Genomic DNA, 24,539 nt, shown 5'->3' on the forward strand with positions numbered 1-24,539 from the left:
CGATGGAATAGGCGCCGCGGCTGATCACGAGGGCAGTCGACGGTATATGATAACCGAAAAAAAGGCCCACTCCGTCCGCAGCTGACCAAGGTAAACGATGAGTAACTCCGACAATCTGAAGAGTATCGGGCTGAAAGCCACGCTTCCGCGCCTCAAGATTCTCGCCCTGTTCGAGAGGACCGAGGTCCGCCACCTGACGGCAGAGGATGTCTATCGGCTGCTGCTCGCCGAGAACCTTGACGTTGGCCTGGCGACCGTTTACCGCGTTCTCACCCAGTTCGAACAGGCGGGCTTGCTCGAACGTCACTATTTCGAATCGGGCAAAGCGGTTTTCGAACTCAGTGCCGGGCAACATCACGATCATCTGGTGTGCATCGACTGTGGACGCGTCGAGGAATTCTACGATGCCGAGATCGAGCGCCGACAAACGAAAATCGCCAAGGAGCGCGGCTTCCTGATTCGCGAACACGCGCTCTACCTCTACGCGGAATGCAGCAAGGCGCAATGCCCGCATCGCGCCAGTTCGAGCAGCAATCCTGGCGAGCGCGACAAGTTGACACCCCCTGACTGAGGCGCGGCGGCGTCGACCGTCTATCGTCGAACCCGTAGGTCGAGCGCTCATGCGCTGGCCAGCGCTGACCGTTACCGACCACGTACCGCGCAAACCTTGTTGACGGTCCAAGGCGTCAGCGTGCTTCGCCGGGCCTGGTCACGAACAGTTCCGGATTCACCATCGCGCCGTTGAGGATCACGCTCCAGTGCAGGTGGGGACCGGTGGCCCGACCGGTCATTCCGGTAGCGCCGATGCGCTGCCCCTTGGCTACGGCGTCGCCGGGGTGCACTGCGGCGCTGTCGAGATGGCAGTACATGCTGATCAGGCCGTTGCCGTGATCGACAAACACCGTCTTGCCGTTGAAGAAATAGTCATCGACGGCGAGCACCTGGCCATGCGCACTCGCCTTGACCGTAGCCCCGCGCGCGACGGCAATATCGAATCCGGCATGCGGTGAACGGGGTTCGCCGTTGAAAAATCGGCGCAAGCCAAAACGCCCGCTGTGGCGTCCTTGCGCCGGCAGGACGAAAGCCAGGTCGGTGTCCGCCGCCTCCCGCCAGTGGCGCTTCAGTTGCTGGATGGTGGCCAGTTCCCCCTCGGCACGCGTCAGGTCGCTGGCCGACAGCTGCACCTTGCTGCTGTCCTTCATCGTGATCCGCTGCGCGGGATAGTCCTTGTCGGCGACGGTAAAGGGTTGCAACTGCCATTCGCCGGCCATGTCGACGAGCAACTCGTACGTCCCCGCCGCGGTCGCCAGGTCGAGGCCGACCACTGCGACCCACTGCGCGTCCTCGGCGGCCACCAGTATCTGCTGTTCGCCCAGCCAGGCCAGCGGCCGGGGGCTGTTGGCCGCAATCGGGCCAAGGACGATCAACGCCACGCCGCCCGGGACACTGGCTGCCGTGGGCAGGGCGGCGTGCGCTGATGGTGCTGGCAACAGGGCCATCAGCAGAGCCGTGCTCGGGAGCGCAGCTCTGGCGACGATCCTGGCCATGCGCTCGGCCATCACAGCGACTCCGGCGAAAAAGTGTCGCATTGTCGGACGTCGCCGCTGTCCATGCCGCGCTTGAACCAGCGTACGCGTTGCCTGGACGTGCCGTGGGTGAACGATTCCGGCACGACCTGGCCCTGCGTTTGTCGTTGCAGGCGATCGTCGCCGATCGCCGCGGCTGCAGCCAGCGCCTGCTCCATTTCGCCGGGTTCGACGATCTGCTGCATGGTGTCGGCGCGATGACCCCATACGCCGGCAAAGCAGTCGGCCTGCAGTTCGAGTCGCACCGACAGTTCATTGGCCGCCGCTTGTCGGCCGCCGCCTTGCTGTGCGGCGTGTATCTTGGCCGAGATGCCGAGCAGGTTCTGCACGTGGTGAGCCACTTCGTGGGCGATGACGTAAGCCTGGGCGAACTCGCCAGGGGCACGAAAGCGTTCCTGGAGGTCGCGGTAGAATGCCAGGTCGATGTAGACCTTCTGATCCGCGGGGCAGTAGAAGGGACCCAGCGCCGAACGGCCGGTGCCGCATGCGGTGGGTGTTGCGCCGGTGAACAGGACCAGTTTCGGTTCCTGGTAGCGCCGCCCTGCCTGCTGGAAGATGTCGTGCCAGACGATTTCGGTGCTGCCCAGCACTCTGCTGACAAAGCTCGTCATCTCGTCCTTGGTTGCTGGCGCCCTCGCCGGCCGCCCGGCCGGCGAGGGCGTGCTGGTGCCCGACCCGGAATCCATAATTAGGGCAGGGTCGATGCCCAGGAAGTAGCTTGCGGCGAGCGCAATGACCAGGGTGCCGATGCCGACGCTGCCGCGCAGCATGGTTCCGCCGCGGCGGTCCTCGACGTTCTGACTTTCGCGTTGATTGTCCAGGCGCATGATTTGTCCTCGGGGTGAACATTTTTTGCTGAAAATGCCATCGTAAAGTGTGCTAAACAAAATTTTCGTGCATAATCCGCCCACTTTTTACAAGTAGAGGTCCGCAGAGGCCTTTTTTACAAGAAGGGTGCGTATGGATACTTTGTTCTGGATGGCTGTAGCCACAGTGGTGGTCGTGTTGATCTTCGACTACACCAACGGCTTTCATGATGCCGCAAATATCGTGGCCACTGTGATCGCGTCGCGGGCGATGACCCCGATTCAGGCCGTTTGCATCGTCGGGTTTTTCGAATTCATGGGCCCACTGCTCGGCGGCACCGCGGTCGCCAACACCATCGGCAAGTTCGTCGATCTGGGGGATGTGCAGCCACAGCTTGCGGTGCTGATCATGTTCTGCGGCCTGCTTGGCGCCATCGTCTGGAACCTGGCGACCTGGTGGCTCGGCATTCCGTCTTCGTCGTCGCATGCCCTGGTAGGTGGGCTGGCCGGCGCCGTGGTTGCGGCGGTGGGTTCCGACCATGTGATCTGGGGCTTTCAGGAACTGATGACTCAGGGCAAGCTGACCGGGGTGATGAAGGTTCTCCTGGCGCTGTTCGTTTCGCCCCTGCTCGGGTTCTGGGTCGGTTTCGGGATTCACCGCCTCGGGCGCCGGCTGCTGGCGGGCGCCAAACCGACGGCCAACGCGACCCTGCGCAAGATGCAGTTCGTTACCGCCGCCGGGCTGGCCTTTTCGCACGGCGCCAACGACGCACAGAAAAGCATGGGCATGCTCACCCTGGTGCTGTTGCTCGGCGGCTTCATCCCCACGTTCGAAGTGCCGTTCTGGGTGGTGCTGTCTTGCGCTGCGGCGATTACCCTAGGCATCATGTCCGGCGGCTGGCGCATCGTGCGTACCCTCGGCTTTGCCATCTATCGGGTTCGCCCCTTGCACGCTTTTGACTCGCAACTCACTTCGGCGCTGCTGATTTTTTCCGCGTCGATGATCGGCGCGCCGGTATCCACGACGCACGTGGTTGCCACTTCGATCATGGGCATCGGCTACTCCGAGCGTCCACGTGCCGTACGCTGGAAAAAGGCGAAGGACATCGCCAAGACCTGGGTGATTACCATCCCGGCTTCGGCGCTCACGTCAATCGTTATTTATGCCATTACCAGAATCATGCTTGGCCAGACCACCTGACACCTGACACTTGAGGAGATGAACCATGGAAGAAAACGAGACCCACGCCAACAAGCCAATTTTCCGCCGTCTGTACGAGCGCGTCTTCCCGACGGTCGCCGACTTTTTCGGCATGCTTGCCGAACAGAGCGCCAACGCGGCCGAGACCACGCGTCTGCTGGTCGAGTTCATGGAGACCGGCGACGTGGTGGTGAGCCAGAAAGTCCGTGCCGACGAGCACCAGGCTGATCGCATGAAGGCCAGCAACCTGGGCGTTCTGGCAGAGGCGTTTTCGACGCCGATCGACCGCGAAGACATCCACCGCGCGATCATGACTCTTGATGACATTGTCAACTACTGCAAGTCGACTGTCGTCGAGATGGATGTTCTCGGCCTGCAGCCCGACAAGTACAGCCTCGAAATGGCGCTACACCTCAGGGAGGGTGCCGACGCGCTGGCGCGCGGCTTTGCCCGCCTGGCGAGCGACCCGGCTGCTGCCGGCGTCGACGCCGCTGCCGCCCGAAAGGCTGAACGCACGGTCGAGAAAGCGTATCGGCGAGCGATTGTCGAGCTCTTCCAGGGCGACGATTACCTCAATATGTTCAAGCGGCGTGAGACCTATCGCCACATGTCCAATGCCGGGGATCGGGTGGCCGATGCCGCCAACGCCCTCGATGACATCGTCGTCAAGCTGTGCTAAAAACCGCTGTTGCGATCGGGGTTGTATTGGCCAGACCTTAGGCCTACATTGGAGCTGCCAACGTCGGCACAGTCACAAGGAGATGCGTATGAAGAAGCTTACCGCCGGCCTGATGGCCTTGGCGTTGACGCTGTCAAGTGCAACGGCTGTTGCCTGTTCGGCTGATAAAGCCAAGGATGGCCGGGCTGAAATGAGCACTCCGTCAAAGCCCAAGAGCTGACCGGTCGGGACCCTTTAACCACCGCGGCGCGTACCCCAGGTACGCGCCGCGGTCATTTTGTCGCTCACGCTATGCTTATGCCCAGCGTGGTCAGTCGCAACTCGCGCGGCAGGCGGCTGGATGGCCAGCACAGTCGCCTTTGCCGGCGACGGTGCATTGTCGCCGCGAACGATAGCTGAAGCTGATACCGTCGCCGTAGCTGCAGGTCAGCAGGCTTATCTTGCCCTGCTTGCCCGCCGCTATGCGTGATACCGGCATCGCCTTGATCGTTTCCGCTGCCAGGTCGCACGAGACGTAGGCGGAAAAGGCGCCGTCGGCCGATTCCCATTGGGCGACATTCTTCAGTTTTCGATAGGCCTGATAGTCGGTGCACACGCTGGTGTCTTGCTCGTACATGCGTCGATTGTCGCTGCAGTAGCCGTTGAAGGTGTACTTGAGCTCTGCCTCGCTGGGGCAGGTGCCGACCTGGACGGCAGTGGCCAGGTCCGGGCACGACAGGGTCTCGGCGGCACTTCCGGCGGCTGCCGATGCGAGGACAAGAAAAGCGACAATAGCGGATGATTTCATGGCATGGTTCTCCGATGGCAAGAGACTACTTTGAAGCGGGCGCCCGGCGCAGTCCGTTGCTGGCCATCATGTCTAGAACGTGCTCGGCGATCTGTGCTGCCGGCATAGCATAGGCAAATTTCCGGATAAAGCGACCGTCGGGACCGAGAAGAATCATTCCTGCGCTGTGGTCGACCGCGTACTGGTCAGGTGGAGCATCCGGTTCGCGAACTTTTTCGTAGCGCACCTTGAAGTTGTCGGCAGCTTTCCGGACCAGCGCTGGCGAACCGGTCAAAGCGATGATGCGCGGGTCGAAAAAGGCAACGTAGCTGCGCAGGGTGTCCACAGTGTCACGCTCCGGGTCCACCGTGATGAACAGCGCTTGCAGCGCCTCGGCGTCCTTGCCGAGCCGGTTGATGACCATCGCCATCTCGGCGAGCGTCGTCGGACAGACGTCCGGGCAGTAGGTGTAGCCGAAGGTGAGCAACTGAAAGCGGCCGCGGAAGTCCTGGTTGCTGACCGCGCGCCCGTTGGCGTCCATCAGCAGGTAGCGGCTATTGATGACGCCTGTTTCGCGCTCGGGGGGCACCTGTTCTGCGGCAAGATCGACCGCCGCGGACGGTAGCGAAAGCCCTGCGGCAAGAGCAAGCAGGAGCAGCCGTTTTTTCATCATGCCCTACTGCCCTGCAGCTTGTGTCGCTGGCAGCAAGGTCTGCAAGCGGCTGGACAGTTCACCTAGCCGGCTGGCAAAAGTCGCCGCCGAGGGGCAGGGCGCCTGGCCTTTCTGACCCTGGGCGAGGAAGGCGGCATTGGTCTGCTCCTCGAAGGCTTCGCCGTAATGACGGCTTTTCGGCGCATGCCGGATGACCAGTTTCTTGGCCTCGCCGGCGGTCGCCATCTCGCCACAGGCGAGCGCCTGGCCGTTCAGCTGTCCGAGATCGCCGATCGTGGCGATTGCGGAAGCGGCGGCTTGCGGCGTTGCCACGGCCGGCCCGGCGAGAAAGCAAAAGACGGCGAACAAGGTCAGGCGTTTCATGGCGGCTCCAGTGCGTACGGTGCAGTATGCGGCGCTTGATTATAGGGGCTGCCGGCCGGGGCATTCGTTGATGGCGCTCAAAAAGTCCCCTGCCGAGTGCGGCGCTGGACGGCCAGCAGGCACCGATTTCGGCAAGGGCCCGCAGCGCCGATGGGCGTAGCCGGTGTGGCTGGTGTACACTGCGCCGCTCTTACCTCAATGCCGCTTGGACATAGCGCCGGGCGCTGGATACCCCGCATGGCCCAACTCGTTCTTTTGCCGGGCAAGGATCGTTCCCTTGCCCGCCGTCATCCGTGGATCTTCGCTGTTTCGGTCGATCGCTTGCGGGGTCGTGCCCGCCCCGGCGACACCGTTGATGTCGTCGCCGCCAACGGTCGGCCGCTGGCAAAGGCCGCCTGGAGCCCGGAATCGAAGATTCGCGCCAGGGTGTGGAGCTTCAATGCCGACGAAATCATTGACGACGCTTTCTTCAAGCGGCGCATTCTGACGGCCGTCGAGCGTCGCCGGCTGATGCCGGAATTGAGCAGCGAGGGAGGCATGCGCTTGATCCACGGCGAGTCCGACGGCCTGCCGGGCCTGATTGCCGATCGCTATGGCGATACGGCGGTCGTCCAGCTGACCGCCACCGGCCCGGAAAAGTGGCGCGCGGCGATTGCTGGCGCGCTGCAACTGGCAACGGGCTGCAAGCGCATCTACGAGCGATCCGATTCGGACGTGCGTCGGCTGGAAGGGCTCGAACCGGTGAGCGGCTGGCTGCTCGGCGAGGCGTCGGAAGCAGCGCTGCTCATCGTCGAAAACGGTGTGCGTATCAAGGTTGACGTGGTTACTGGCCACAAGACCGGCTTCTATCTGGATCAGCGCGACAATCGCCTGCTCACTCGTCAGCTTTCTGCCGGCCGCTCGGTGCTCAACTGCTTCTGCTACACCGGCGCATTTTCGCTGCAGGCGCTGGCCGGTGGCGCGGCGAGCGTGCTGTCGATCGATTCGTCGGCGCCGGCGCTGGCCATGGCTGCCGACAATCTGGCGCTCAACCCGCAGCTCGATGCAGACCGCGCCTTGTGGCGCGAGGCCGACGTCTTCGAGTCCTTGCGCGCGCTGAAAAGCGATGGCCAGCGTTTCGACCTGATCATTCTCGATCCGCCCAAGTTCGCGCCATCGGCGGCGCACGCCGAACGCGCCGCGCGCGCCTATCGGGATATCAATGCATTTGGTTTTCGCCTGCTCAACCCGGGTGGGTTGTTGATGACTTATTCATGCTCCGGCGGCATACGCAGCGAGCATTTCCAGCAGATCGTCGCCGACGCCGCGGTTTCTGCCGGTTGCAGCGCTCGCATCCTGCGCCGCCTGGCCGCGCCGCCCGATCATCCGGTGGCGCTGCACTTCAGCGAGGGCGAATATCTCAAGGGCTTGCTCTGCCAAGTGGATTGAGGGCCGTCAGACAGCCTCGCAGCCTGTCTGACGGCCGCAGCTAGCGACTACCCCACAGATTCTGCACCCGGATGTCGCGCCCGCAACCGCTGCGGTAATAGGCGTAGCGGACAGGGTTCTTCTTGTAGTAATCCTGGTGATATTCCTCGGCCAGGTAGAAGGTCGATGCCGGCTGCAACTCGGTTTCGATGCGCGCGATCTTGCCGCTCTTGAGAAGTGCGTCGCGACTGCTTTCGACGACCTTCCGCTCGGCGTCGTTTTGCCAGTAAATACCACTGCGGTACTGGCTGCCGACGTCGCAGAACTGGCGGTCCTTGACCGTCGGATCTATGTGCCGCCAGAAGTATTCGACCAACTGTGAATAGCTGACTTTTTGCGGGTCGTAGCGCACGCGGACCGCTTCGGTATGTCCGGTGCCTCCTGCACTGACCTGTTCGTAGGTCGGGTTGACGGTCTGGCCAGCGGTGTAGCCGGATTCGACGGCAATCACCCCGGGTAGCTTTTCGAAATCGGCTTCGATGCACCAGAAGCAACCGCCGGCAAAGATCGCCGTCTGTGGCGCGGCCGGGCTCGGCACCGCCATCATATTGTCCGGCCGGTGCGTGGGCGTGGGCTCCGTTGCGGTTCCCGCTGCGCCGGCTGTGGTGCCGAGAACCAGCAAGGACAGTGCCGTCAGGAGTCGCCGAGCGCTCATGTCCGCAACTCCGGCAGCTTCTCGTTACGCGCCACGAACTGTAGCGCGACGCCATTGTTGCAGAAGCGCTTACCCGTTGGTTTGGGGCCGTCGTTGAAGACGTGCCCCTGATGCCCACCGCAGCGCGTGCAGTGATATTCGGTGCGCGGATAGAAGAGCTTGAAGTCGGTCTTGGTGGCCACGGACTGTGGCAGGTGCGCCCAGAAACTCGGCCAGCCGGTACCACTTTCGTACTTCGTCGAGCTGTCGAACAAGGGCAGGTAGCAAGCGGCGCAGATGAACGTTCCGTCACGCTTTTCCTGGTTCAGGGGGCTAGTACCCGCGCGTTCCGTATCCTCCTCGAAAAGGACACGATAAGCGGCTGCTGGCAGCAAGTCGGCCCATTCCGTTTTCGATTTTGACAGCCCGGTGGTGGCGGCGGCGCCGCTACCTCCCCAGCTGGTGCCGGGAATCGCAAGCGGCAGGATGAAGGCGGTCAAGCCGCCCAGCCATTTTAGTGATTGACGACGATCCATTGTTTTCTCCATAGAAAAATCAGCTTCGTGCTGCCGTGGCGGCGGTCGGCTGCAGGCAGCCAGGCATGGCTAGCGCTTGTAAGACATCACCGCCTTGTGGATCCTGCACAAAGGCCGCGACGCCGAGATGCTTGCGCTGCCAGTCGGCCGGGATTTTCAGTGTCTGCCGCCAGAGTGCGCTTCCGCCTGCACTGCCGAGCGGCAAGGCCATCGACCAGAAGCGGACCACTCGGTCGTGTTGCAGCTTGACGCCGCTGTTTTCGCCGGCACGAATGTCGCTGCGCAGCTGGTTCTCGTAAACGATCACGAAGGCTTCCGCCGCACGTTCCACGCGCGCGCCTTCGCGGAGCGTGAAGCGTGCCTCCAGATCAATGGCGTTATCGCCTGCCGGCCGCATCTGCAGAGCGATGTCGGCGGCCGCGGGCAGCCGGTTGATTTTCTCGATGCGCTCGGCGAAGTGAGCCGGGGTGTGCCATGCGCGCAATTCCTTCATGTTCGTAAACACCTCGGGGGTGTACACCGTGCTTGATCTGGCCAGACGCGCCAGCCAGCGCTGCCGTTCGGCGAAGGCTGGCCGGGCGAAGGGATCCTGCCAGCCAATGTAGTCCCAGTAGTCGACGTGCAGTGACAGGGCGACCAGCTGTTCGGCCGAAAAGCGTTGCGACAGTTCCCCCAGCCACTGGTCTGCGGGTGGGCAGCTGCTGCAACCTTCGGAGGTGTACAGCTCGACCAGCGCAACGCGGTGCGCGGGACTCTGTTTCGCGCAGCCCGCCGCTTGCGCAGCGGGCGACGGCGTCAGGCAGAGTACGCCCAGCACAGCAACTGCTGCTGACCATCTGCGCGTGGAAGACATCGTTTTCTCCTGGTTGGATTTGCCAGATGGTCGTAGCAGGACGAGAAAACCTTACTCTTTTTTCGGCGGGCAAGGGCTGCACCGCCGGACACCCTGCTTGGCAGAGAACATCGTCTGCGCCGTTAATTTGCAGCCCTGCCACGCGTAGACCTGCAGCGGGCCACTCCGGTCATCCTGCTGGTTTCCTCGGTGCTGGCAAGGCGATGATGCTGCTCAATCATCTGCTGCGGCAGCCGGAGCTCGCCGACGCGGCGGGGATGATCAAGGAGTTCGGCGAAGTCGCGGCAGATCACCAACTGGTCGAAAAAGCTGACGACGATCTCATCGTTCTCGCTTCCGCCTGCCTTTGTTGCAGCGTTCGTGGCGAACTTGCGCGTAGCCTGCGCGACCTGTTCATGCGCCGCTTGCGCCGCGGAATTCCCGCTTTCTCGCGCCTGCTGATCGAAACCACGGGTCTCGCCGATCCCGCCCCCCGTGTGTTAGACCTTGCGCGAAGACTTTTTCATCGCCGAGCGCTTTCGTATCGGCGGAGTCGTCTCGGCGGTCGATGTCAGGCACGCGGATGGCCAGCTCGGGCGCCATTTCGACGCCGTTCGTCAGGTGGCGATGGCTGACTGCCTGTTGCTCGCCGAATGCGATCTGGCGACGTCCGACGAGATTGCCCGTGTGGCCCGGCGCTTGCCGTGCGTCAATCCTGGTGCAACACAAATCGAGCTCCGTCTGGGGCGCGTCGACGCCGTGCCCCGACCGGAATCGACATCGCGCCAGCGGCCGAAGGCGCCTCAGCTGCTCATTTCGCTGACTTTGCCGAAGTCGCCGGATTTCTCGAATCCGGGTTCAAATTGCAGTGTGCTGGACGATGTGTTACAAGGGGATTCCATCGCAAAATCACCTGCATTCCCTCTCGCCCATGGTCTTTTCATTTTTCAAGAAGCAGCCGGAAAAGATAATGCGTGCCCGGCCGGCAGCTGTCCCGCAGCCAACAAACGATCGCGGCTCGGCCACCGGCGTTTCGTCCAAGGAAAAGCCGAAGCCGGTCGCTGCTCCGGTGGGTCTGGCCCGCTCCGATGTCCCCTTCGCCACGCCGGCGCCGACCGGCGAAAATCCGCCGCTGGATCTCAGCGAGTTCGTGTTCAGCGAGATTGCTGCCGAGTTTCAGGTCGAAGCGGAACTTGATCCGCTTGACGCCGAAGCCGAAGAGGCGGCGATGTTTTTTGCCAATGGGCAGGACGCTGCGGCTCGCGCGTTGCTGGAAAAGTCGACCAGCGCACGTCGCTCTGGCCCTGGGGAGCGGTTGTGGCTGATGCTTTTTGATCTCCTTCGCCTGACCGGGCAGAAATCCGCCTTCGAGGCCCTTGAGATCGAGTACGCGCAAGCCTTCGAGAAGCAGCCTCCGGTGTGGCGCGACGCCGCAGTCGGCGCACGCGAGGCGGGAAAAGTGGTTGGAACGGCGCTCTTCAAGGGTGACTTGCTCGGCGACAACGACGCCGGCTTTGAGGCGGTTCGCCTGGCACTCAAGACGAATTCGCAGCTTCGCCTTGATTTGTCGAAGGTGCGTCAGCTGGACGCGGCGGGCTGTGAACGGCTCCTCGCGCTGCTGCAGCAGGCGCGTCGGGGTAGGGGAGCGATCGATTTGCTGGGCCGCGATGGTCTCGGCGCCCTGCTTGACAGCCGCATTGCTGCCGGCCGCCCGGAAGACCGGGCTTGCTGGTTGCTGAAGCTCGAGCTTTGCCAGCTGCGCGGGCAGCTGGAAGTGTTCGAGGAAATGGCGATCAACTACGCGGTGACCTTTGAAATATCTCCGCCGTCCTGGGAGTTTGAGCGAGTGGCCGATAACGAGCCTGCGCCGCTCGAACTGGCAGCGGCCGACCAACTGCTGACCGAGGCCTATGTCATCAAGGGCGAAATCAGGGGTGCCCGTTTCAGCGACCTGCAGGCGTACGCTGCGGCCAAAGATCCGGTTCTGGTCGACTGTTCGACGGTGACGCGCATGGACTTCCTCAGCGCCGGAGCCTTGCTCAACGCTTTGACCACGGTCAAACGCTCGGGGCGACAGATCATTGTCCGTCATCCCAACCACTTGCTTGCCGAGTTGTTCCGGGTCGTGGGCTTGCGCAGCGTGGCGGAAATCGATCTGGCCAGGAATTAACAAACCACGGGAGTTGTTGATGGATCAGTACCACGGGACGACGATTCTGTCGGTTCGCCGCGGCAAGCGTGTGGCCATGGGCGGCGACGGGCAGGTGACACTGGGCAACCTGGTGATCAAGGCCAGCGCGCGCAAAGTTCGCCGCATACACCAGGGCGAGATTCTCGCCGGCTTTGCGGGCGGAACGGCGGATGCCTTTACGCTTTTCGAACGCTTTGAAGCGAAGCTCGACAAGCACCAGGGAAATCTTATGCGTTCGGCGGTCGAACTGGCCAAGGACTGGCGCAGCGATCGGGCGCTGCGACGCCTTGAGGCGATGCTCGCCGTTGCCGACCGGGAGAATTCGCTGATCATCACCGGCAATGGAGACGTCGTCGAACCGGAATACGGAATCGTTGCCATTGGCTCCGGCGGCGCTTTTGCGCATTCGGCGGCGCGGGCACTGGTCGAGAACAGTGAGCTTGATCCGACCGAGGTGGTTCGCAAGTCGCTACAGATCGCCAGCGATCTTTGTATCTACACCAATCAGAATTTCACCATCGAGGTGCTGGAATAAACATGTCGTCCATGACTCCGCAGGAAATCGTCCACGAACTCGACAAGCACATCGTTGGTCAGGGCAAGGCCAAGAAGGCGGTGGCCATTGCCCTGCGCAACCGCTGGCGGCGGGCGCAGGTGGCCGAGCCGCTGCGGCAGGAGATTACCCCCAAGAACATCCTGATGATCGGCCCCACTGGCGTTGGCAAGACGGAAATCGCTCGCCGCCTGGCGCGGCTGGCGAACGCGCCCTTCATCAAGATCGAGGCCAGCAAGTTCACCGAGGTTGGCTACGTCGGGCGCGACGTCGAGACGATTATTCGTGACCTGGTCGAGATTGCCATCAAGAGTGTACGTGAGCAGGCGATGACGGGCGTTCGCGAGCGCGCCCAGGACGCCGCCGAAGAGCGTGTTCTCGACGCTTTGCTACCCTCCGCGCGTGCGACCTACTTCAACGACACGCAGGCGAGTGAAGAGAGCACGACAAGGCAGAAGTTTCGCAAGAAGCTGCGCGAAGGCGAGCTCGATGACAAGGAAATTGAAATCGAGGTGGCAGCACCATCTATGCAGGCCGAGATCTTTGCGCCGCCGGGCATGGAGGAGCTGACCTCGCAAATCCAGGGCATGTTCCAGAACATGGGTGGCGGTCGCAAGAAGTCGCGCAAGCTGAAGATTTCCGAGGCGCGCCGGCTGTTGGTCGACGAGGAGGCCGCGAAGCTGGTCAACGATGAGGACGTCAAGCTGACGGCGGTCAGAAGCGTCGAGCAGAACGGCATCGTCTTTCTCGACGAAATCGACAAGATTGCCTCGCGTAGCGACACCCAGGGCGTCGACGTCTCGCGCCAGGGCGTGCAGCGTGACTTGCTGCCGCTGGTCGAAGGTACGACCGTGTCGACCAAGTACGGGATGATTCGTACCGACCACGTGCTGTTCATTGCCAGCGGTGCTTTCCACTTGGCCAAGCCCTCGGATTTGATTCCCGAGTTGCAGGGCCGCTTTCCGATCCGTGTCGAACTCGATTCGCTGTCGGTGGCCGACTTCGAGTGCATTCTGACGCAGACCGACGCCTGCCTGACCAAGCAGTATGAGGCCTTGTTGACCACCGAAGGCGTGACCCTCGACTTTTCGGACGAGGGTGTCAGGCGGCTGGCCGAGATCGCCTGGTCGGTCAACGAGCGTACCGAAAACATCGGCGCCCGGCGGCTGCATACGGTGATGGAGCGCTTGCTTGAGGAGGTGTCGTTTGTTGCCAGCGAGGGACGCTTCGAGAGAGTGGCCATCGACGCCGCCTACGTTGACGCGCGTCTCGCCGAACTGGCGAAGAACGAGGATCTGTCGCGCTACGTCTTGTAGGCCTTGTCGCAGGCGGTGGCCGCCGTCACCTCGATGAGCGCCTCCGGCGCAGCCCTGCGCCAGATTTTTCCTCGAGTCGGATTGACGAAGTCGCCGTGTGACGAGCGTGCGGCGTTGCCTATTTGATCACGACGACTGGCAACTCGGACAGATGTACGACCCGCGTGGTGACCGAGCCGAGCAGGATGCCGGCGACCGCGCCGAGACCACGCGAGCCCATGACGATCAGCGTGCAGTCGTGCTCTCTGGCGTAATCAGCGACGGCCTGGGAGGCTTCGCCGACCAGGATGTGCGTCGAGTAAGCGATGCCCGCCGCCTCCAGTCTGGCGCAGGCTTGCGCCAACGCCGCCTCGCCGGATTCCCGGTGGTAGTCGTCGACGTTTTTCTTGCTGACAAAACGCGTGATGTCCGAGGGTAGTGCCGCCTGCACGTTCACTAGGCTGATCGTCGGCGTGACGGTAGCGGACGGCGCCTGGCGCACGACATATTCGACGGCTCGCAGACTGGGCGCCGAACCGTCGACAGGAACCAGCCAGTGTGCTCTCACTTCGGTTTTCCTTCCATTAGTTCTCTGCCGCTTGCCGTGGTCAGCTCGCCACTCGGATGTCCTGCATGCTGCCGGCTCGCCAGCGCCTTTCCGGCCAGGACCACCAGCAGTGCCCCCAGTGCTGACGCCAGATAAGTACTGTAGGGAACGATTTCGCGCCAGCTTGCCGGGATGGTGGGGTCGGTAAGCAACATGCCGCCGCCGATCCAGCCCAGCAGTCCGCCGCCGGCGGTGATCACCACCGGGTAGCGATCCATCAGCAGAAGGACCAGTTTGCTGCCCCAGACGACGATAGGGACCGAAACCGCGATGCCAAAGACCACGAGAAGGATCGATCCGTGCGACGCTGCAGCGACGGCGATGACGTTGTCGACGCTCATGACGGCGTCGGCGACAATGATGGTCTTGATTGCGCCGGCCAATGTCGCGCTGGTCGCGACGTTGCCATGTCCCTCGTCGTTCTCCGGGATTACCAATTTGATGCCGATCCAGAAGAGCAGCAATCCGCCGACGATCTTAAGGTAAGGAACGGCAAGGAGTTGCAGGGCGAAATAGATGAGGACAACACGTAGGCCGATCGCTCCGATTACCCCCCAGAAAATGCCTTTCTTGCGCTGCGCATCGGGCAGCTTACGGCAGGCCAGCGCAATGACGACGGCGTTGTCCCCGCCGAGCAGAATGTCGATGGCGATAATCTGCAGGACTGCGATCCAGAAGGTCGGTGAGGCGAGGTCGAGCATGGGTCTGTCTATCCTTGTTGCAGCTTCCTCCGGCCACCCGTCCGCGTGCGGGGAGGTTCCGACATCGGAGGCGCGATGCGAGGGTGATGCGCTTTGGAGTGCCGAGCTTGCTGATTGTCTCACACCTGCCCGGGCCGATTGACCCCGTCGATTCAGTTGGTGACGGACTGGAAAGCCTTCGCGTCGCGGCTCTGCGCAGGAAGACGGCGGACGCGGGATTGGCCAATGAACAAAAAAAGGCGCCGCGTACGTGCGGCGCCTTTTCAGCGAGCTTTTTGCGCCGCCCTCAGTCCATCGCTTCGTACAGCGGCAGGGTCAGGAACTCGGGGTACTCGGCGCTCAGCGACATCTTGTCGAAGATCACCGCGGCCCGGTCGTAGGTGGCCGTGTCTTCACCCTGTTCGCTGACTGCCGCCTTCACCTTCACCAGTTCCTCGGCAATCATGGCGCGCACCATTTCGGCGGTGACCTTGCGCCCATCGTCGAGAACGCCTTTCGGGGACACCACCCATTGCCAGACCTGCGAGCGCGAGATCTCGGCGGTTGCCGCGTCTTCCATCAGGTTGTGGATGGGCACGCAACCGTTGCCGGCGAGCCAGCTGCCGAGGTAGTGGATGCCGACGTTGATGTTGTTGCGCACGCCTGGTTCGGTGATCGGTTGCGAGGGCTGGAAGTCGAGGAAGTCGGCCGCGGTAAACACCTCGTGGCGCTGTTTTTCCCATTGATTCGGGCGATCGCCGAGCACTTTCTGAAACTCCTCGGCGGCGATCGAGACCAGGCCCGGGTGGGCGACCCAGCCGCCGTCGAAGCCGTCTTTGGCATCGCGCGCCTTGTCGTGGCGGATGCCGGCGAGCGCCTTTTCATTGGCCTGCGGATCGTTCTTGATCGGAATCAGAGCGCTCATGCCACCCATCGCCGGCGCGCCACGCGAGTGACAGACCTTGACCAGCTGCAGCGCATAGCTGCGCATGAAGGGAACTTCCATGGTGATCGCGGCACGGTTGGCGAGGCAGAAGTCCGGATTCTTCTTGAACTTCTTGATGCACGAGAATATGTAGTCCCAGCGGCCGGCGTTGAGACCGGCCGAGTGTTCCCGCAGTTCATAGAGGATTTCTTCCATCTCGAAGGTCGCCAGAATGGTCTCGACCAGTACCGTCGCCTTGATCGTGCCGCGCGGCAGGCCGACATGCTCCTGAGCCATGACGAAGATGTCGTTCCACAGACGCGCTTCGAGGTGCGACTCCATCTTCGGCAGGTAGTAGAAGGGGCCGGCGCCGCGCGCGATCTGCTCTTTGGCGTTGTGGAAGAAGACCAGCGCGAAGTCGAAGATGCCGCCGGAAACGCGTCGACCGTCGACGGTCACGTGCTTCTCGTCGAGGTGCCAGCCGCGCGGACGAATCTGCAGCGTGGCGACCTTGTCGTTGAGGCGATACTCCTTGCCGGCTTCGTTGACGAACGACAACTCGTGCCGGATGGCCTTGTAGAGGTTGACCTGGCCCTGAATCTGGTTGTCCCACTTCGGGCTGTTCGAGTCTTCGAAGTCGGCCATGTACGAGTCGGCGCCAGAGTTGAAGGCATTGATGACCATCTTCGCTTCAACCGGACCGGTGATCTCGGTGCGCCGCCGCTCGAGTGCCTTGGGCAGCGGGGAAACGCTCCAGTCGCCCTCGCGGATATTCCTGGTCTCAGGCAGGAAGTCGGGCATTTCGCCAGCGTCGATAGCCGCCTGGCGGTCGATGCGCGCCTGCAGCAACTCCTGGCGGATGCCTTCGTACGCACGGTGCAGTTTGGCGACCAGAGCCAGCGCGTCAGCAGTCAGAATGGTTTCGTAACCGGGCTTGATGGGGGCGTTGATTTCCATTCCAGCGGGCAGATTGAGGCTCATGTCGTGGCTCCTGTCGAAGGTTTATGATGCAGTGCGGCAATTCTATTAGACGCAGCATTGAAAGAGAAGACCGATTAGAATCAAATGATCTTTTACTTCTGGTATGTAATCGCTGGCGTGGATCACCTCAAGCAAATTCGTGCTTTCGTTGATTCAGCGACGCGCGGCAGCCTGTCGGCGGCGGCCAGGGTCGAGGGCGTCACTCCCGCGGTCATCGGACGCCGTCTTGACGCGCTCGAGGCGCGCCTTGGCGTCAAGTTGCTGCTGCGCACGACGCGAAAGCTGTCCTTGAGCTTCGAGGGACAGGCCTTTCTCGAAGACTGCCAACGCATCCTCAATGAACTGGCGAATGCCGAAGCGGCGGTTTCTCTTGGTGGCGTTCGTGCCAGCGGTCACCTCAAGGTTTCAGCGCCAGCGGGTTTCGGACGGCGGCACGTGGCGCCACAGGTGGTCGCTTTCATTGAGGAGAACCCCGACGTCAGCGTACGGCTGGACCTCAGCGATCGCGTCGTCGACCTGCTCAACGAGGGCGTTGACTGTGCCGTGCGCATCGGGGAAATGGCGGATTCGAGTCTGGCCAGCAGCAAGCTCGGCGAAATGCGGCGGGTGGTGGTGGCCAGTCCCGCCTATCTGGCCAGGCACGGGCAGCCCTTGGCTCCTGCCGATCTGGCGGCGCATAACTGCCTGTCGCTTGACCAGCAGCGTGGCTGGACCTTGCGCGAAACACCGGCCGGAGAGGTCGTGCAGCGCAAGGTGTCGGGAGCATTCGAGTGCAACGATGGCGCGGTTCTGCACGAGTGGGCAGTGGCCGGCAAGGGCCTGGCCTGGCGATCCGTATGGGAAGTGGGGGACGACCTGCGCTGCGGGCGACTGATTTCCCTGCTCGACGACTATGCCGCACCGCCGGTGGGCATTTACGCGGTATTCCCACAACGCCGCCATCTGCCGCTGCGCGTACGCTTGTTCATTGACCGCTTGAAGACGACTTTCGGCAACCCGCAGTACTGGGGGCTCGGCCGTTGAAACCCTGGCGCGCACGCCTTGCGGTGGCGCTCGCTGCGCGAGTGCTCGCCTTCTGGCGGCGAGCCGGTGAAGTGCCGTGGCGCCGGGCAAGAATTCCCGGCCAAGCGCTTGCTTGCCGGGCTGCCCAGCGCCGTCCGCCGTTTATTGAGAGCTGGCGGCTGCCTTCTTCGCGGCTCTCAGCAAGGCCTTGCGCGCCTTCTCGGCCTTGATGTGCGCTAGTGCCTGCGCACGGTTGCACTCCTTGCAGTAGGAATGCAGGCCATCGGCACTGCGCGAGTTCTTGTGGAACTCGAGCAGGGGTTTTTCCTGCTTGCACTTGACACAGACTTTCGTGGTCATGGGGGTTACCGGATCAGGGGAGTGGTTTGCGGAAAGGGCGCCGGCAAGCGTGCAGACTCTCTGCGACGGAGACGCGTAGGGGGCCGTGTCCTTGGCTTTCTCGGCGCACAGGCCATGCTCGCGAATCTCGTTCAGATGGCGTGGAAAAGGCGGTGGCGATCGGTCGATGCTCGTCGCTGGATCGCTTGGCGGGGGGGCAGTGAGCGTTTTCATTGGCTAAGTGAGTCGCGCAATAGCTGCTCGAGGCAGCGGTTTTTCGGAACTATCGTGGTCATCAACATCGGGGTACGGCAATGTGCTCGGGCGGAAAACTGTAAAAACTCTGTTAATGCACGGCATGGGTTTGTGCCTCGCCAATAAGTGGTCGCCAGGCCGTTCGCCGCTTAGGTGAACGGCGGCTTTTGCCGCCCGCCGGCGACGGAGGCGCCGAACGAAACAGTCTGCGGAATCCGTGCTGGCGACAAGCGCCTGCGCCGCTCCATGACCGCAAAGCGCCTGCGGCTGGCTTAAAAACCCCATTCCGTTCAATGGCCTAGCGCAGCGTCTGAGGCGCTCGACCAAGAAACCTCCGGGAGGCGGCAAGTCGTGGCGCTCGCCCGGTCCTCGCCCGGGAACCCGCCAGCCTTGTCAATCATAGATAAGCAAGGACCATGCCGGCACATAAGGGGGGCTTATGTAATCAGTGAGTTACAGGCTGATTTATCAGGTCGTTTTAATGTTCCCCGCTGTCGCTGTAAAGAAAGCTGACAGTCTTCTCCTGCCGGGATCGGGGCGACTGACGCCGCCGGTTCATGGCGTCGCGTCGCAGTTCACGACCTCTGCCGGAAGGGGGCGGGAGTTCGATCAGTTTTTGGGAAGTGAGAACCCGGAGCGCAGGTCCACCCCGCCGGGCGTCAAGTGCCGCGAAACGCGTGTGTCGACGGCACTTTCGGCGCGCTGGCCAAGGCTCCGCCGGTCGCAGGCGAAGTGGGGGGGTGGTTCCTAACGCCTGTTCAGGAAAGCCTCGACGGTGCTGCGGAGCTGGGACAACGTGAAGGGCTTTGCCAGGTAGCCGTCCATTCCTGCCGCGTAGCAGGCTGTGGCGTCGCCTTCGAAAGCGTTGGCCGTGACTGCGATCACCGGCACTCTCGGCAGACCCAGTGCAGCCTCGCGCTGGCGAATCCTGCGAGTGGCCTCGAAGCCGTCCAGGACCGGCATCTGGCAATCCATTAGGACCAGCACGAAGGAATCCGATGCCAGCGCAGCGAGCGCCTCTTCGCCCTGGGTTGCCTCAACAACGGTGAAGCCTAGCGATGACAGCATGCTGTTCCCGACCAGGCGATTGATCGCGTTGTCGTCGACCAGCAGCAGTTTTCCGGCAAGTGCGGAAGCCGCCGTTCGGCCTGTCAACAGCGCGGGAAGGTCTTCCTTTGCTGCCGTGGCCGAAGCCGCGGCCGCCGGCTCTACATTCGGCTGCTCCTCATCGCTCGTCCGAGGCTTCTGGTACGGGATGCGGACGATGAAAGTCGATCCACTGTTTCCGGCGGCAGTGCTGCTGTGCCAGCCTATGCTACCGCCCATGGCGTCGGCGAGCTGTTTTACCAACGCCAGGCCCAGACCTGTGCCTTGATGCTGCCCGGTGCTCACCTGGTCGGCCTGGCTGAATGGCTGAAAGAGCGCTGCGTGCCATTTCTCGTCAATGCCGACACCGGTATCGCGGACGGTGAACAGAATCATCGGCGACTGATCGTCGCTGGCGGCGTCGGCATCGTCCTTCCCCACGGAGAGCGAGATTTCGCCGCGCTCGGTGAACTTGAGCGCATTGCCGAGCAGGTTGAGCAGAATCTGCCGGGTGCGCGCCGAATCGCCGATCAATCGTCGCGGGATGTCTGGTGCCAGGGTGGCAAACAAGCGCACGCGCTTGCCCGCCGCAGCTGCCGAAAAGAGGGCGACGGCTGCCTCGGCGACAGCAGCCGGGGAAAACTCCTCCTGGCGAAGCCGCAGCTTTCCGGCTTCGATCGACGACAGGTCGAGGACATCGTTGATGACCTCGAGCAGCGCGCGGCTGGAGGATACCGCCGTATTGACCCAGCGCTCCTGCGTCGCCGTCAATGGCGAGTTGGCCAGCAGATCGAGCGTGCCGATCATGCCGTTCATTGGCGTGCGGATCTCGTGACTCATCGTCGCCAGGAAGCGCGACTTGGCCAGGTTCGCGTCGTCGGCCTGTTGTTTGGCAAGCGCCAGCGCCGTGGCAGCATCTTCGAGAGCGATCCGTTGCCGAATCTCGGCGGTGGCCGCCGCGAGCTGGTCGCGTGCAGCACGGACAGTGATCAGCCCGTAAACGGGCGCCACGGCGGCCAGGGCGTGACCGTGGCCGTCACCCTGGAGCAGCGAAACGACCATCGTCGTCAACAAGGGGGGCAGCAGCCAGAGCAGGAGTGCCCACCTGACAAGGGTGAGAAACAAGGCCGCGACGGTGAGCGCGGCGAGAAGGACGATGAGAACCAGCGCTGCCGCCTGCGCGGGTACTTGCGGATAGACCGTCGCAATGCTGAGCACGTTGATCGTTGCCAGCACGCTGACCATCCCCAGGAAGCTCAAGCGCGCACGCCGGAAGCCCGTCGCGGTCGACGCCATCAGTGGCCAGCTGTGGTGCAGGGCGCGTCGCCAGGCGGCGACAAGCACCGCCGTCGTCAGGATCAGCAGGGCGATCCCCTGCGAGACGTAGAGCCAGGCGATCACGGCGACGATGGCTTGACCAAAGACCATTGCCAGCGCCGAGGCGCTGGCCTTCTGGATGGCGCTACCGGTCAGCTCGAGGTCGACGCGATCAGCGTCAGAAGTCATCGTTCATCGGCGGGTGGTAGTCGGAGTCACGCGCTGCTTGCGCAGCTGTTCGAGAGTCCACTTTACACCAGCGTGCGCCAATGTTTTTCCGAACGCCGATGTCGTGGATCGGCGGCAAGAACGGGCTGCGCGCGGCTGCTCGCGAGAAGGGTGTGCTGGAAGCGGAAAAAAAAAACCGCGCCTGCGCGCGGTTCCCTTGGCTGTCCCTGTCGCTTAGTGAAACTGGTCTTCTTCGGTCGATCCGGTCAGTGCGGTGACCGACGAGGTGCCGCCCTGGATGACCGTGGTTACGTCGTCGAAGTAGCCGGTACCGACTTCCTGCTGGTGCGATACGAAGCTGTAGCCGCGATCGCGCGCCGCGAATTCCGGTTCCTGGACTTTTTCGACGTAAGCGGTCATGCCGCGTTTGACGTAGTCCTGCGCCAGATCGAACATGTGGTACCACATGTTGTGGATGCCGGCGAGGGTGATGAACTGGTACTTGTAGCCCATCGCGCCGAGTTCCTTCTGGAATTTTGCGATCGTTGCGTCGTCGAGGTTCTTCTTCCAGTTGAACGATGGCGAGCAGTTGTAAGCGAGCATCTTGCCCGGGTGTTTGGCATGCACGGCTTCGGCAAACTGGCGCGCGAATTCGAGATCGGGCGTGCCTGTCTCGCACCATACCAGGTCGGCGTACTCGGCGTAGGCGACGGCGCGTGAGATAGCCTGTTGCAGACCTTTCTTGGTCTTGTAGAAGCCTTCCGAAGTGCGCTCGCCGGTGACAAAGGGCTTGTCGTTGTCGTCGCAATCGGAGGTCAGCAGATCGGCTGCTTCAGCGTCGGTACGGGCGATGACGAGGGTTGGTACGCCGCAGACGTCGGCGGCGAAGCGCGCGGCGATCAGCTTCTGGACCGCTTCCTGCGTCGGCACCAGGACCTTGCCGCCCATGTGGCCGCATTTCTTGACCGACGCCAACTGGTCTTCCCAGTGCACGCCGGCTGCGCCCGCGCGGATCATCGCCTTCATCAGTTCGAAGGCGTTCAGCACACCGCCAAACCCGGCCTCGGCATCGGCGACGATTGGCGCGAAATAGTCGATGTAGCCCTTGTCACCAGGACCGATGTCTTTCGAGCACTGGATTTCATCGGCACGACGGAAGGAGTTGTTGATGCGCTCGACGACCTTGGGTACCGAGTCGACCGGATACAACGACTGGTCGGGGTACATCGCCGCGTACGAGTTGTTGTCGGCGGCAACCTGCCAGCCGGAGAGATAGATCGCTTTGACGCCGGCCTTGACCTGTTGCATCGCCTGGCCGCCGGTGAGCGCACCGAGGCAGTTGACGAAGGGTTCGTTGTTGACCAGGTTCCACAGCTTTTCGGCGCCGCGACGGGCGACGGTGTGCTCGATTGGGAAGGAACCTCGCAGGCGCACGACATCGGCAGCCGAGTAGCCGCGCTTGATGCCCTTCCAGCGGGGATTCTCGGCCCAGTCTTTTTCCAGTTCGGCGATCTGCTGTTCTTTGGTACTCATGATTGGCTCTCCAAAATTAGGAAGTGCGGTTGCGACAAGAGTGGCGCCCGGGGTCGAAGCAGCAGGGGGTCAGAGGCTCGACAGCGGGTAACCAATGGCATCCAGTATAACGGCCTTTGCTAATGCTCGCAATGGTCTTATATAAGACATAAGATATATTTTTTGTCGAGACAAAACAGCCGTTTGTCGTCGTGTTTTCGCATTACGAGACGTAATTGTCGTGTGCGAAATGCTTCTTGCCTATGCTCAAGGGATTTCTGGTACCAAGGCCCGTCCCGGAAGGGTCACTTTCCAGCGTTCTTGGCGCAGCTGGCCGAAGGGCGCTCTGGCTTGCTGCCCGTGCCCTCGGCGACAGCGCTCTCGCGGCAGTACTCGTCCACCGCTTCGGTGAGCATCGCGACCAGCCGGGCTGGGCTCTCCGTTCGCTGGTCGAAGTGGACGGTGATTGCGCCGCTTGTAACCAGGCAATTGGCGTAGCCGTTCAGCCAGACGAGCTACGCCTGCGTTTCACGCCGGCGCCAGAAGTGTGCGCTTTCCTTGTTGGCCATATCTGCCCCGGAACGCCGCGCGCTGTACGCTGGCTGCAGCTATTTCCACACTCGCGCGCGATCAGCGTACAGCGTGCTCACTCGCCATCGCCGCTCAGGGCGAGCAGTCGCGGGCGGATTCGTGCCGCTACTTCTTGTCCATGTCGCGTGCCGCACGGATCAGGTCGGCGTCTAGGACCGAGGTGTCCGTGCCGTAGCAGCGGATCATTTCGATTTCCTCGAAAACCGGGTGTTCGTCGCTCGACTCTGCTGCCTCGCTGGTGCTCGTCGCGCCGTAGTGGCGCCCGCGCCAGCGCGCGATCAGCATTTCCTGGTCGGTCAGCCCGGTCACCATGCCAGGTGGGACATCGGCCCCCAGTTCGATCAGTGCCTTCACAACTTCGGTCCGGCGACCACGAAGGGCCATCGACAAGGGCGAGGTGAGCTGGCCGTTGTCCGCTGTATTGACTTTTGCGCCGCGGCTGATCAGTTCCCGAACGATATCAACGTGCCCCATGAAGCACGCAACACCCAGCGGTAAGCCGGGATCTCCCCGGCCGTCATCTATCTCGACCGAGGTCCCGGCGTCGAGCAGGGCTCGTACCTCTTGCAGGCGGCCTGTCCGGATCGCTTTGAGCAGGTCAATGGCAGTGGTCACAACGTATCTCCGATTCTCTTGGCAACTCCACGATAGCTGGCAGGCGAAGTATCGTCCGTGTCGCCCCTCTGGTCAATTCGTGGCGCCTGCGCTCTTGACAATATTACCGAGGCGGGCGCAGGACCAAGTACTTCCGGCCTTCAGCAACGCATTCAGTACCCGTACTCTGGGCGGCCTGGAAAGGGTGGCGGCGCGTTGGTGCGCTTGGCATGCATCGATCACTGTCGCGGTGGAAGAGACGCCACCAAGTGCGCGCTCACGCCACTGTCGCGCTTGCGGGAAATGTTCAGCGTCAACCGCTGGCGGGTCCTCGCGCCGTTCAAGTCAGTGGCTGGTCGCTGACAACCAGGCCGTCGTCATCGACATAGATCCAGTCTCCGGGCCTGAAGGTCACGCCGCCAAAGCTTACCGGCAGGTCTCGTTCGCCAACGCCCTTCTTGATGCTTTTCAACGGGTGCGTGGCAAGTGCACGCACCCCAATCTTGATCTCGCCTATGTCATGCGAATCGCGGATGCAACCGTAGACGACAATTCCCTCCCACCGCTTCTGGTGCGCCAGGATGGCCAGCTGATCGCCGACCAGCGCGCAGCGCAGGGAGCCGCCACCATCGATGACCAGAACCTTTCCTGCACCATCCTCGGCAAGCGCTGCGCGCACCAGAGAATTGTCCTCGAAGACCTTTAGAGTGACGATCTCGCCACTGAACGTACTTTGCCCGCCGTACGGATGAAACATCGGCGTCACGACGCGAACACTTTCGTCGCGCAGCTTGCTTTCGTTGTCGTCGAGCAGATCGGCGGTCTTGAAACTCATTGTGCGTGCCTCGTGTGCTTGGTTTGCAGTTGTTCGACGAGCGGCGTGCGTGTCCCGTGGCGGTC

At 62.4% G+C, this 24,539-nt stretch carries 27 protein-coding genes; 11 read left to right on the plus strand and 16 right to left on the minus strand.

Annotation, left to right across the window (positions count from 1 at the left end):
- Window positions 1-97 precede the first annotated feature (97 nt).
- Complete coding sequence (gene fur / locus QZ613_RS19080) at window positions 98-571, plus strand: ferric iron uptake transcriptional regulator (RefSeq protein WP_043564084.1); 474 nt, start codon at window positions 98-100, stop codon at window positions 569-571.
- 115 nt (window positions 572-686) lie between these two features.
- Here fur and QZ613_RS19085 read toward each other — a convergent pair whose 3' ends face one another.
- Window positions 687-1,559, minus strand: a complete 873-nt coding sequence (locus QZ613_RS19085; RefSeq protein ID WP_291983627.1) for a peptidoglycan DD-metalloendopeptidase family protein — start codon at window positions 1,557-1,559, stop codon at window positions 687-689.
- Window positions 1,559-2,413: a neutral zinc metallopeptidase gene (locus QZ613_RS19090; RefSeq protein WP_043564081.1), complete on the minus strand. Its 855-nt coding sequence runs from the start codon at window positions 2,411-2,413 to the stop codon at window positions 1,559-1,561. The genes QZ613_RS19085 and QZ613_RS19090 overlap by 1 nt, the downstream gene beginning before the upstream one ends.
- A gap of 133 nt (window positions 2,414-2,546) precedes the next feature.
- On the opposite strand from QZ613_RS19090, the gene QZ613_RS19095 reads away from it, so the two are divergent.
- The 3 genes from QZ613_RS19095 to QZ613_RS19105 all read left to right on the plus strand — a co-directional run bounded on the left by QZ613_RS19095 (window position 2,547) and on the right by QZ613_RS19105 (window position 4,492).
- The gene (locus QZ613_RS19095) at window positions 2,547-3,593 is read left to right on the plus strand and encodes an inorganic phosphate transporter (protein ID WP_043564078.1); all 1,047 of its coding nucleotides are present in this window, start codon (window positions 2,547-2,549) and stop codon (window positions 3,591-3,593) included.
- A gap of 25 nt (window positions 3,594-3,618) precedes the next feature.
- Window positions 3,619-4,272: a DUF47 family protein gene (locus QZ613_RS19100; protein ID WP_043564077.1), complete on the plus strand. Its 654-nt coding sequence runs from the start codon at window positions 3,619-3,621 to the stop codon at window positions 4,270-4,272.
- Between the two features lie 88 nt (window positions 4,273-4,360).
- On the plus strand, window positions 4,361-4,492 hold the full coding sequence (locus tag QZ613_RS19105; protein ID WP_291867295.1) for a hypothetical protein: 132 nt from the start codon (window positions 4,361-4,363) through the stop codon (window positions 4,490-4,492).
- 90 nt (window positions 4,493-4,582) lie between these two features.
- Here the strand turns inward: QZ613_RS19105 and QZ613_RS19110 are convergent, their stop codons facing one another.
- From QZ613_RS19110 to QZ613_RS19120, 3 genes are read right to left on the minus strand one after another with little or no spacing between them, the layout of a single operon-like run.
- Entirely contained in the window at window positions 4,583-5,059 is a 477-nt protein-coding gene (locus QZ613_RS19110; RefSeq protein WP_043564075.1) for a hypothetical protein, read from the minus strand.
- A gap of 25 nt (window positions 5,060-5,084) precedes the next feature.
- On the minus strand, window positions 5,085-5,711 hold the full coding sequence (locus QZ613_RS19115) for an SCO family protein (RefSeq protein ID WP_291867300.1): 627 nt from the start codon (window positions 5,709-5,711) through the stop codon (window positions 5,085-5,087).
- 3 nt (window positions 5,712-5,714) lie between these two features.
- The gene (locus tag QZ613_RS19120) at window positions 5,715-6,074 is read right to left on the minus strand and encodes a hypothetical protein (RefSeq protein WP_043564072.1); all 360 of its coding nucleotides are present in this window, start codon (window positions 6,072-6,074) and stop codon (window positions 5,715-5,717) included.
- 237 nt (window positions 6,075-6,311) lie between these two features.
- Here QZ613_RS19120 and QZ613_RS19125 point away from each other — a divergent pair, with 237 nt between their 5' ends.
- Complete coding sequence (locus QZ613_RS19125) at window positions 6,312-7,502, plus strand: class I SAM-dependent rRNA methyltransferase (RefSeq protein ID WP_043564070.1); 1,191 nt, start codon at window positions 6,312-6,314, stop codon at window positions 7,500-7,502.
- 40 nt (window positions 7,503-7,542) lie between these two features.
- Here the strand turns inward: QZ613_RS19125 and msrA are convergent, their stop codons facing one another.
- From msrA to QZ613_RS19140, 3 genes are read right to left on the minus strand one after another with little or no spacing between them, the layout of a single operon-like run.
- Complete coding sequence (msrA, locus tag QZ613_RS19130; protein ID WP_291867304.1) at window positions 7,543-8,196, minus strand: peptide-methionine (S)-S-oxide reductase MsrA; 654 nt, start codon at window positions 8,194-8,196, stop codon at window positions 7,543-7,545.
- On the minus strand, window positions 8,193-8,711 hold the full coding sequence (gene msrB / locus QZ613_RS19135; protein ID WP_043564068.1) for a peptide-methionine (R)-S-oxide reductase MsrB: 519 nt from the start codon (window positions 8,709-8,711) through the stop codon (window positions 8,193-8,195). Before msrB ends, msrA begins: the two co-directional genes overlap by 4 nt.
- A 19-nt stretch (window positions 8,712-8,730) precedes the next feature.
- The gene (locus QZ613_RS19140) at window positions 8,731-9,564 is read right to left on the minus strand and encodes a thioredoxin family protein (RefSeq protein ID WP_043564067.1); all 834 of its coding nucleotides are present in this window, start codon (window positions 9,562-9,564) and stop codon (window positions 8,731-8,733) included.
- 203 nt (window positions 9,565-9,767) lie between these two features.
- Between QZ613_RS19140 and QZ613_RS19145 the strand changes: the two genes are divergently transcribed.
- The 5 genes from QZ613_RS19145 to hslU all read left to right on the plus strand — a co-directional run bounded on the left by QZ613_RS19145 (window position 9,768) and on the right by hslU (window position 13,603).
- On the plus strand, window positions 9,768-10,178 hold the full coding sequence (locus tag QZ613_RS19145) for a GTP-binding protein (RefSeq protein WP_291903771.1): 411 nt from the start codon (window positions 9,768-9,770) through the stop codon (window positions 10,176-10,178).
- Complete coding sequence (locus QZ613_RS21235) at window positions 10,087-10,740, plus strand: hypothetical protein (protein ID WP_324593346.1); 654 nt, start codon at window positions 10,087-10,089, stop codon at window positions 10,738-10,740. The genes QZ613_RS19145 and QZ613_RS21235 overlap by 92 nt, the downstream gene beginning before the upstream one ends.
- A gap of 589 nt (window positions 10,741-11,329) precedes the next feature.
- Window positions 11,330-11,713: an STAS domain-containing protein gene (locus QZ613_RS21240; protein ID WP_324593347.1), complete on the plus strand. Its 384-nt coding sequence runs from the start codon at window positions 11,330-11,332 to the stop codon at window positions 11,711-11,713.
- 19 nt (window positions 11,714-11,732) lie between these two features.
- A complete protein-coding gene (gene hslV / locus QZ613_RS19155; RefSeq protein WP_043564063.1) occupies window positions 11,733-12,269 on the plus strand; it encodes an ATP-dependent protease subunit HslV in 537 nt (178 codons plus the stop codon).
- Between the two features lie 2 nt (window positions 12,270-12,271).
- Window positions 12,272-13,603, plus strand: coding sequence for an ATP-dependent protease ATPase subunit HslU (gene hslU, locus QZ613_RS19160; RefSeq protein WP_043564061.1), 1,332 nt, complete (start codon window positions 12,272-12,274; stop codon window positions 13,601-13,603).
- Window positions 13,604-13,721: 118 nt separating this feature from the next.
- Here hslU and QZ613_RS19165 read toward each other — a convergent pair whose 3' ends face one another.
- From QZ613_RS19165 to aceB, 3 genes are all read right to left on the minus strand, one after another.
- Window positions 13,722-14,150 (minus strand): universal stress protein, encoded by a 429-nt coding sequence (locus QZ613_RS19165; RefSeq protein ID WP_043564059.1) that lies wholly within the window; start codon window positions 14,148-14,150, stop codon window positions 13,722-13,724.
- Window positions 14,147-14,890: a TerC family protein gene (locus QZ613_RS19170; protein WP_291983630.1), complete on the minus strand. Its 744-nt coding sequence runs from the start codon at window positions 14,888-14,890 to the stop codon at window positions 14,147-14,149. Before QZ613_RS19170 ends, QZ613_RS19165 begins: the two co-directional genes overlap by 4 nt.
- Before the next feature lie 286 nt (window positions 14,891-15,176).
- Window positions 15,177-16,775: a malate synthase A gene (aceB, locus tag QZ613_RS19175; protein WP_043564054.1), complete on the minus strand. Its 1,599-nt coding sequence runs from the start codon at window positions 16,773-16,775 to the stop codon at window positions 15,177-15,179.
- Window positions 16,776-16,892: 117 nt separating this feature from the next.
- Here aceB and QZ613_RS19180 point away from each other — a divergent pair, with 117 nt between their 5' ends.
- Window positions 16,893-17,798: a LysR family transcriptional regulator gene (locus QZ613_RS19180; RefSeq protein ID WP_291983725.1), complete on the plus strand. Its 906-nt coding sequence runs from the start codon at window positions 16,893-16,895 to the stop codon at window positions 17,796-17,798.
- Window positions 17,799-17,939: 141 nt separating this feature from the next.
- On the opposite strand, the gene QZ613_RS19185 is transcribed toward QZ613_RS19180, so the two are convergent.
- The 5 genes from QZ613_RS19185 to rraA form a co-directional block, all read right to left on the minus strand.
- Complete coding sequence (locus QZ613_RS19185) at window positions 17,940-18,137, minus strand: hypothetical protein (RefSeq protein WP_043564052.1); 198 nt, start codon at window positions 18,135-18,137, stop codon at window positions 17,940-17,942.
- Between the two features lie 981 nt (window positions 18,138-19,118).
- The gene (locus tag QZ613_RS19190; RefSeq protein WP_291867326.1) at window positions 19,119-20,963 is read right to left on the minus strand and encodes a response regulator; all 1,845 of its coding nucleotides are present in this window, start codon (window positions 20,961-20,963) and stop codon (window positions 19,119-19,121) included.
- A gap of 213 nt (window positions 20,964-21,176) precedes the next feature.
- Window positions 21,177-22,475, minus strand: a complete 1,299-nt coding sequence (gene aceA, locus QZ613_RS19195) for an isocitrate lyase (RefSeq protein ID WP_043564050.1) — start codon at window positions 22,473-22,475, stop codon at window positions 21,177-21,179.
- A 675-nt stretch (window positions 22,476-23,150) separates the two neighbouring features.
- Entirely contained in the window at window positions 23,151-23,660 is a 510-nt protein-coding gene (locus QZ613_RS19200) for an ankyrin repeat domain-containing protein (protein ID WP_291867331.1), read from the minus strand.
- A 319-nt stretch (window positions 23,661-23,979) separates the two neighbouring features.
- The gene (gene rraA / locus QZ613_RS19205) at window positions 23,980-24,474 is read right to left on the minus strand and encodes a ribonuclease E activity regulator RraA (protein WP_291983632.1); all 495 of its coding nucleotides are present in this window, start codon (window positions 24,472-24,474) and stop codon (window positions 23,980-23,982) included.
- Between the last annotated feature and the right edge of the window lie 65 nt (window positions 24,475-24,539).

Source organism: Candidatus Accumulibacter sp. ACC005, from assembly GCF_907163215.1.
Classification (GTDB): Bacteria; Pseudomonadota; Gammaproteobacteria; order Burkholderiales; family Rhodocyclaceae; genus Accumulibacter; species Accumulibacter regalis.

Bases quoted from the DNA above. Each gene is read 5' to 3' on its own strand.
- fur (WP_043564084.1), top strand. From the start codon at position 98: ATGAGTAACTCCGACAATCTGAAGAGTATCGGGCTGAAAGCCACGCTT.
- QZ613_RS19085 (WP_291983627.1), bottom strand. From the start codon at position 1,559: ATGGCCGAGCGCATGGCCAGGATCGTCGCCAGAGCTGCGCTCCCGAGC.
- QZ613_RS19090 (WP_043564081.1), bottom strand. From the start codon at position 2,413: ATGCGCCTGGACAATCAACGCGAAAGTCAGAACGTCGAGGACCGCCGC.
- QZ613_RS19095 (WP_043564078.1), top strand. From the start codon at position 2,547: ATGGATACTTTGTTCTGGATGGCTGTAGCCACAGTGGTGGTCGTGTTG.
- QZ613_RS19100 (WP_043564077.1), top strand. From the start codon at position 3,619: ATGGAAGAAAACGAGACCCACGCCAACAAGCCAATTTTCCGCCGTCTG.
- QZ613_RS19105 (WP_291867295.1), top strand. From the start codon at position 4,361: ATGAAGAAGCTTACCGCCGGCCTGATGGCCTTGGCGTTGACGCTGTCA.
- QZ613_RS19110 (WP_043564075.1), bottom strand. From the start codon at position 5,059: ATGAAATCATCCGCTATTGTCGCTTTTCTTGTCCTCGCATCGGCAGCC.
- QZ613_RS19115 (WP_291867300.1), bottom strand. From the start codon at position 5,711: ATGATGAAAAAACGGCTGCTCCTGCTTGCTCTTGCCGCAGGGCTTTCG.
- QZ613_RS19120 (WP_043564072.1), bottom strand. From the start codon at position 6,074: ATGAAACGCCTGACCTTGTTCGCCGTCTTTTGCTTTCTCGCCGGGCCG.
- QZ613_RS19125 (WP_043564070.1), top strand. From the start codon at position 6,312: ATGGCCCAACTCGTTCTTTTGCCGGGCAAGGATCGTTCCCTTGCCCGC.
- msrA (WP_291867304.1), bottom strand. From the start codon at position 8,196: ATGAGCGCTCGGCGACTCCTGACGGCACTGTCCTTGCTGGTTCTCGGC.
- msrB (WP_043564068.1), bottom strand. From the start codon at position 8,711: ATGGATCGTCGTCAATCACTAAAATGGCTGGGCGGCTTGACCGCCTTC.
- QZ613_RS19140 (WP_043564067.1), bottom strand. From the start codon at position 9,564: ATGTCTTCCACGCGCAGATGGTCAGCAGCAGTTGCTGTGCTGGGCGTA.
- QZ613_RS19145 (WP_291903771.1), top strand. From the start codon at position 9,768: ATGATGCTGCTCAATCATCTGCTGCGGCAGCCGGAGCTCGCCGACGCG.
- QZ613_RS21240 (WP_324593347.1), top strand. From the start codon at position 11,330: ATGGCGATCAACTACGCGGTGACCTTTGAAATATCTCCGCCGTCCTGG.
- hslV (WP_043564063.1), top strand. From the start codon at position 11,733: ATGGATCAGTACCACGGGACGACGATTCTGTCGGTTCGCCGCGGCAAG.
- hslU (WP_043564061.1), top strand. From the start codon at position 12,272: ATGTCGTCCATGACTCCGCAGGAAATCGTCCACGAACTCGACAAGCAC.
- QZ613_RS19170 (WP_291983630.1), bottom strand. From the start codon at position 14,890: ATGCTCGACCTCGCCTCACCGACCTTCTGGATCGCAGTCCTGCAGATT.
- aceB (WP_043564054.1), bottom strand. From the start codon at position 16,775: ATGAGCCTCAATCTGCCCGCTGGAATGGAAATCAACGCCCCCATCAAG.
- QZ613_RS19185 (WP_043564052.1), bottom strand. From the start codon at position 18,137: ATGACCACGAAAGTCTGTGTCAAGTGCAAGCAGGAAAAACCCCTGCTC.
- QZ613_RS19190 (WP_291867326.1), bottom strand. From the start codon at position 20,963: ATGACTTCTGACGCTGATCGCGTCGACCTCGAGCTGACCGGTAGCGCC.
- aceA (WP_043564050.1), bottom strand. From the start codon at position 22,475: ATGAGTACCAAAGAACAGCAGATCGCCGAACTGGAAAAAGACTGGGCC.
- rraA (WP_291983632.1), bottom strand. From the start codon at position 24,474: ATGAGTTTCAAGACCGCCGATCTGCTCGACGACAACGAAAGCAAGCTG.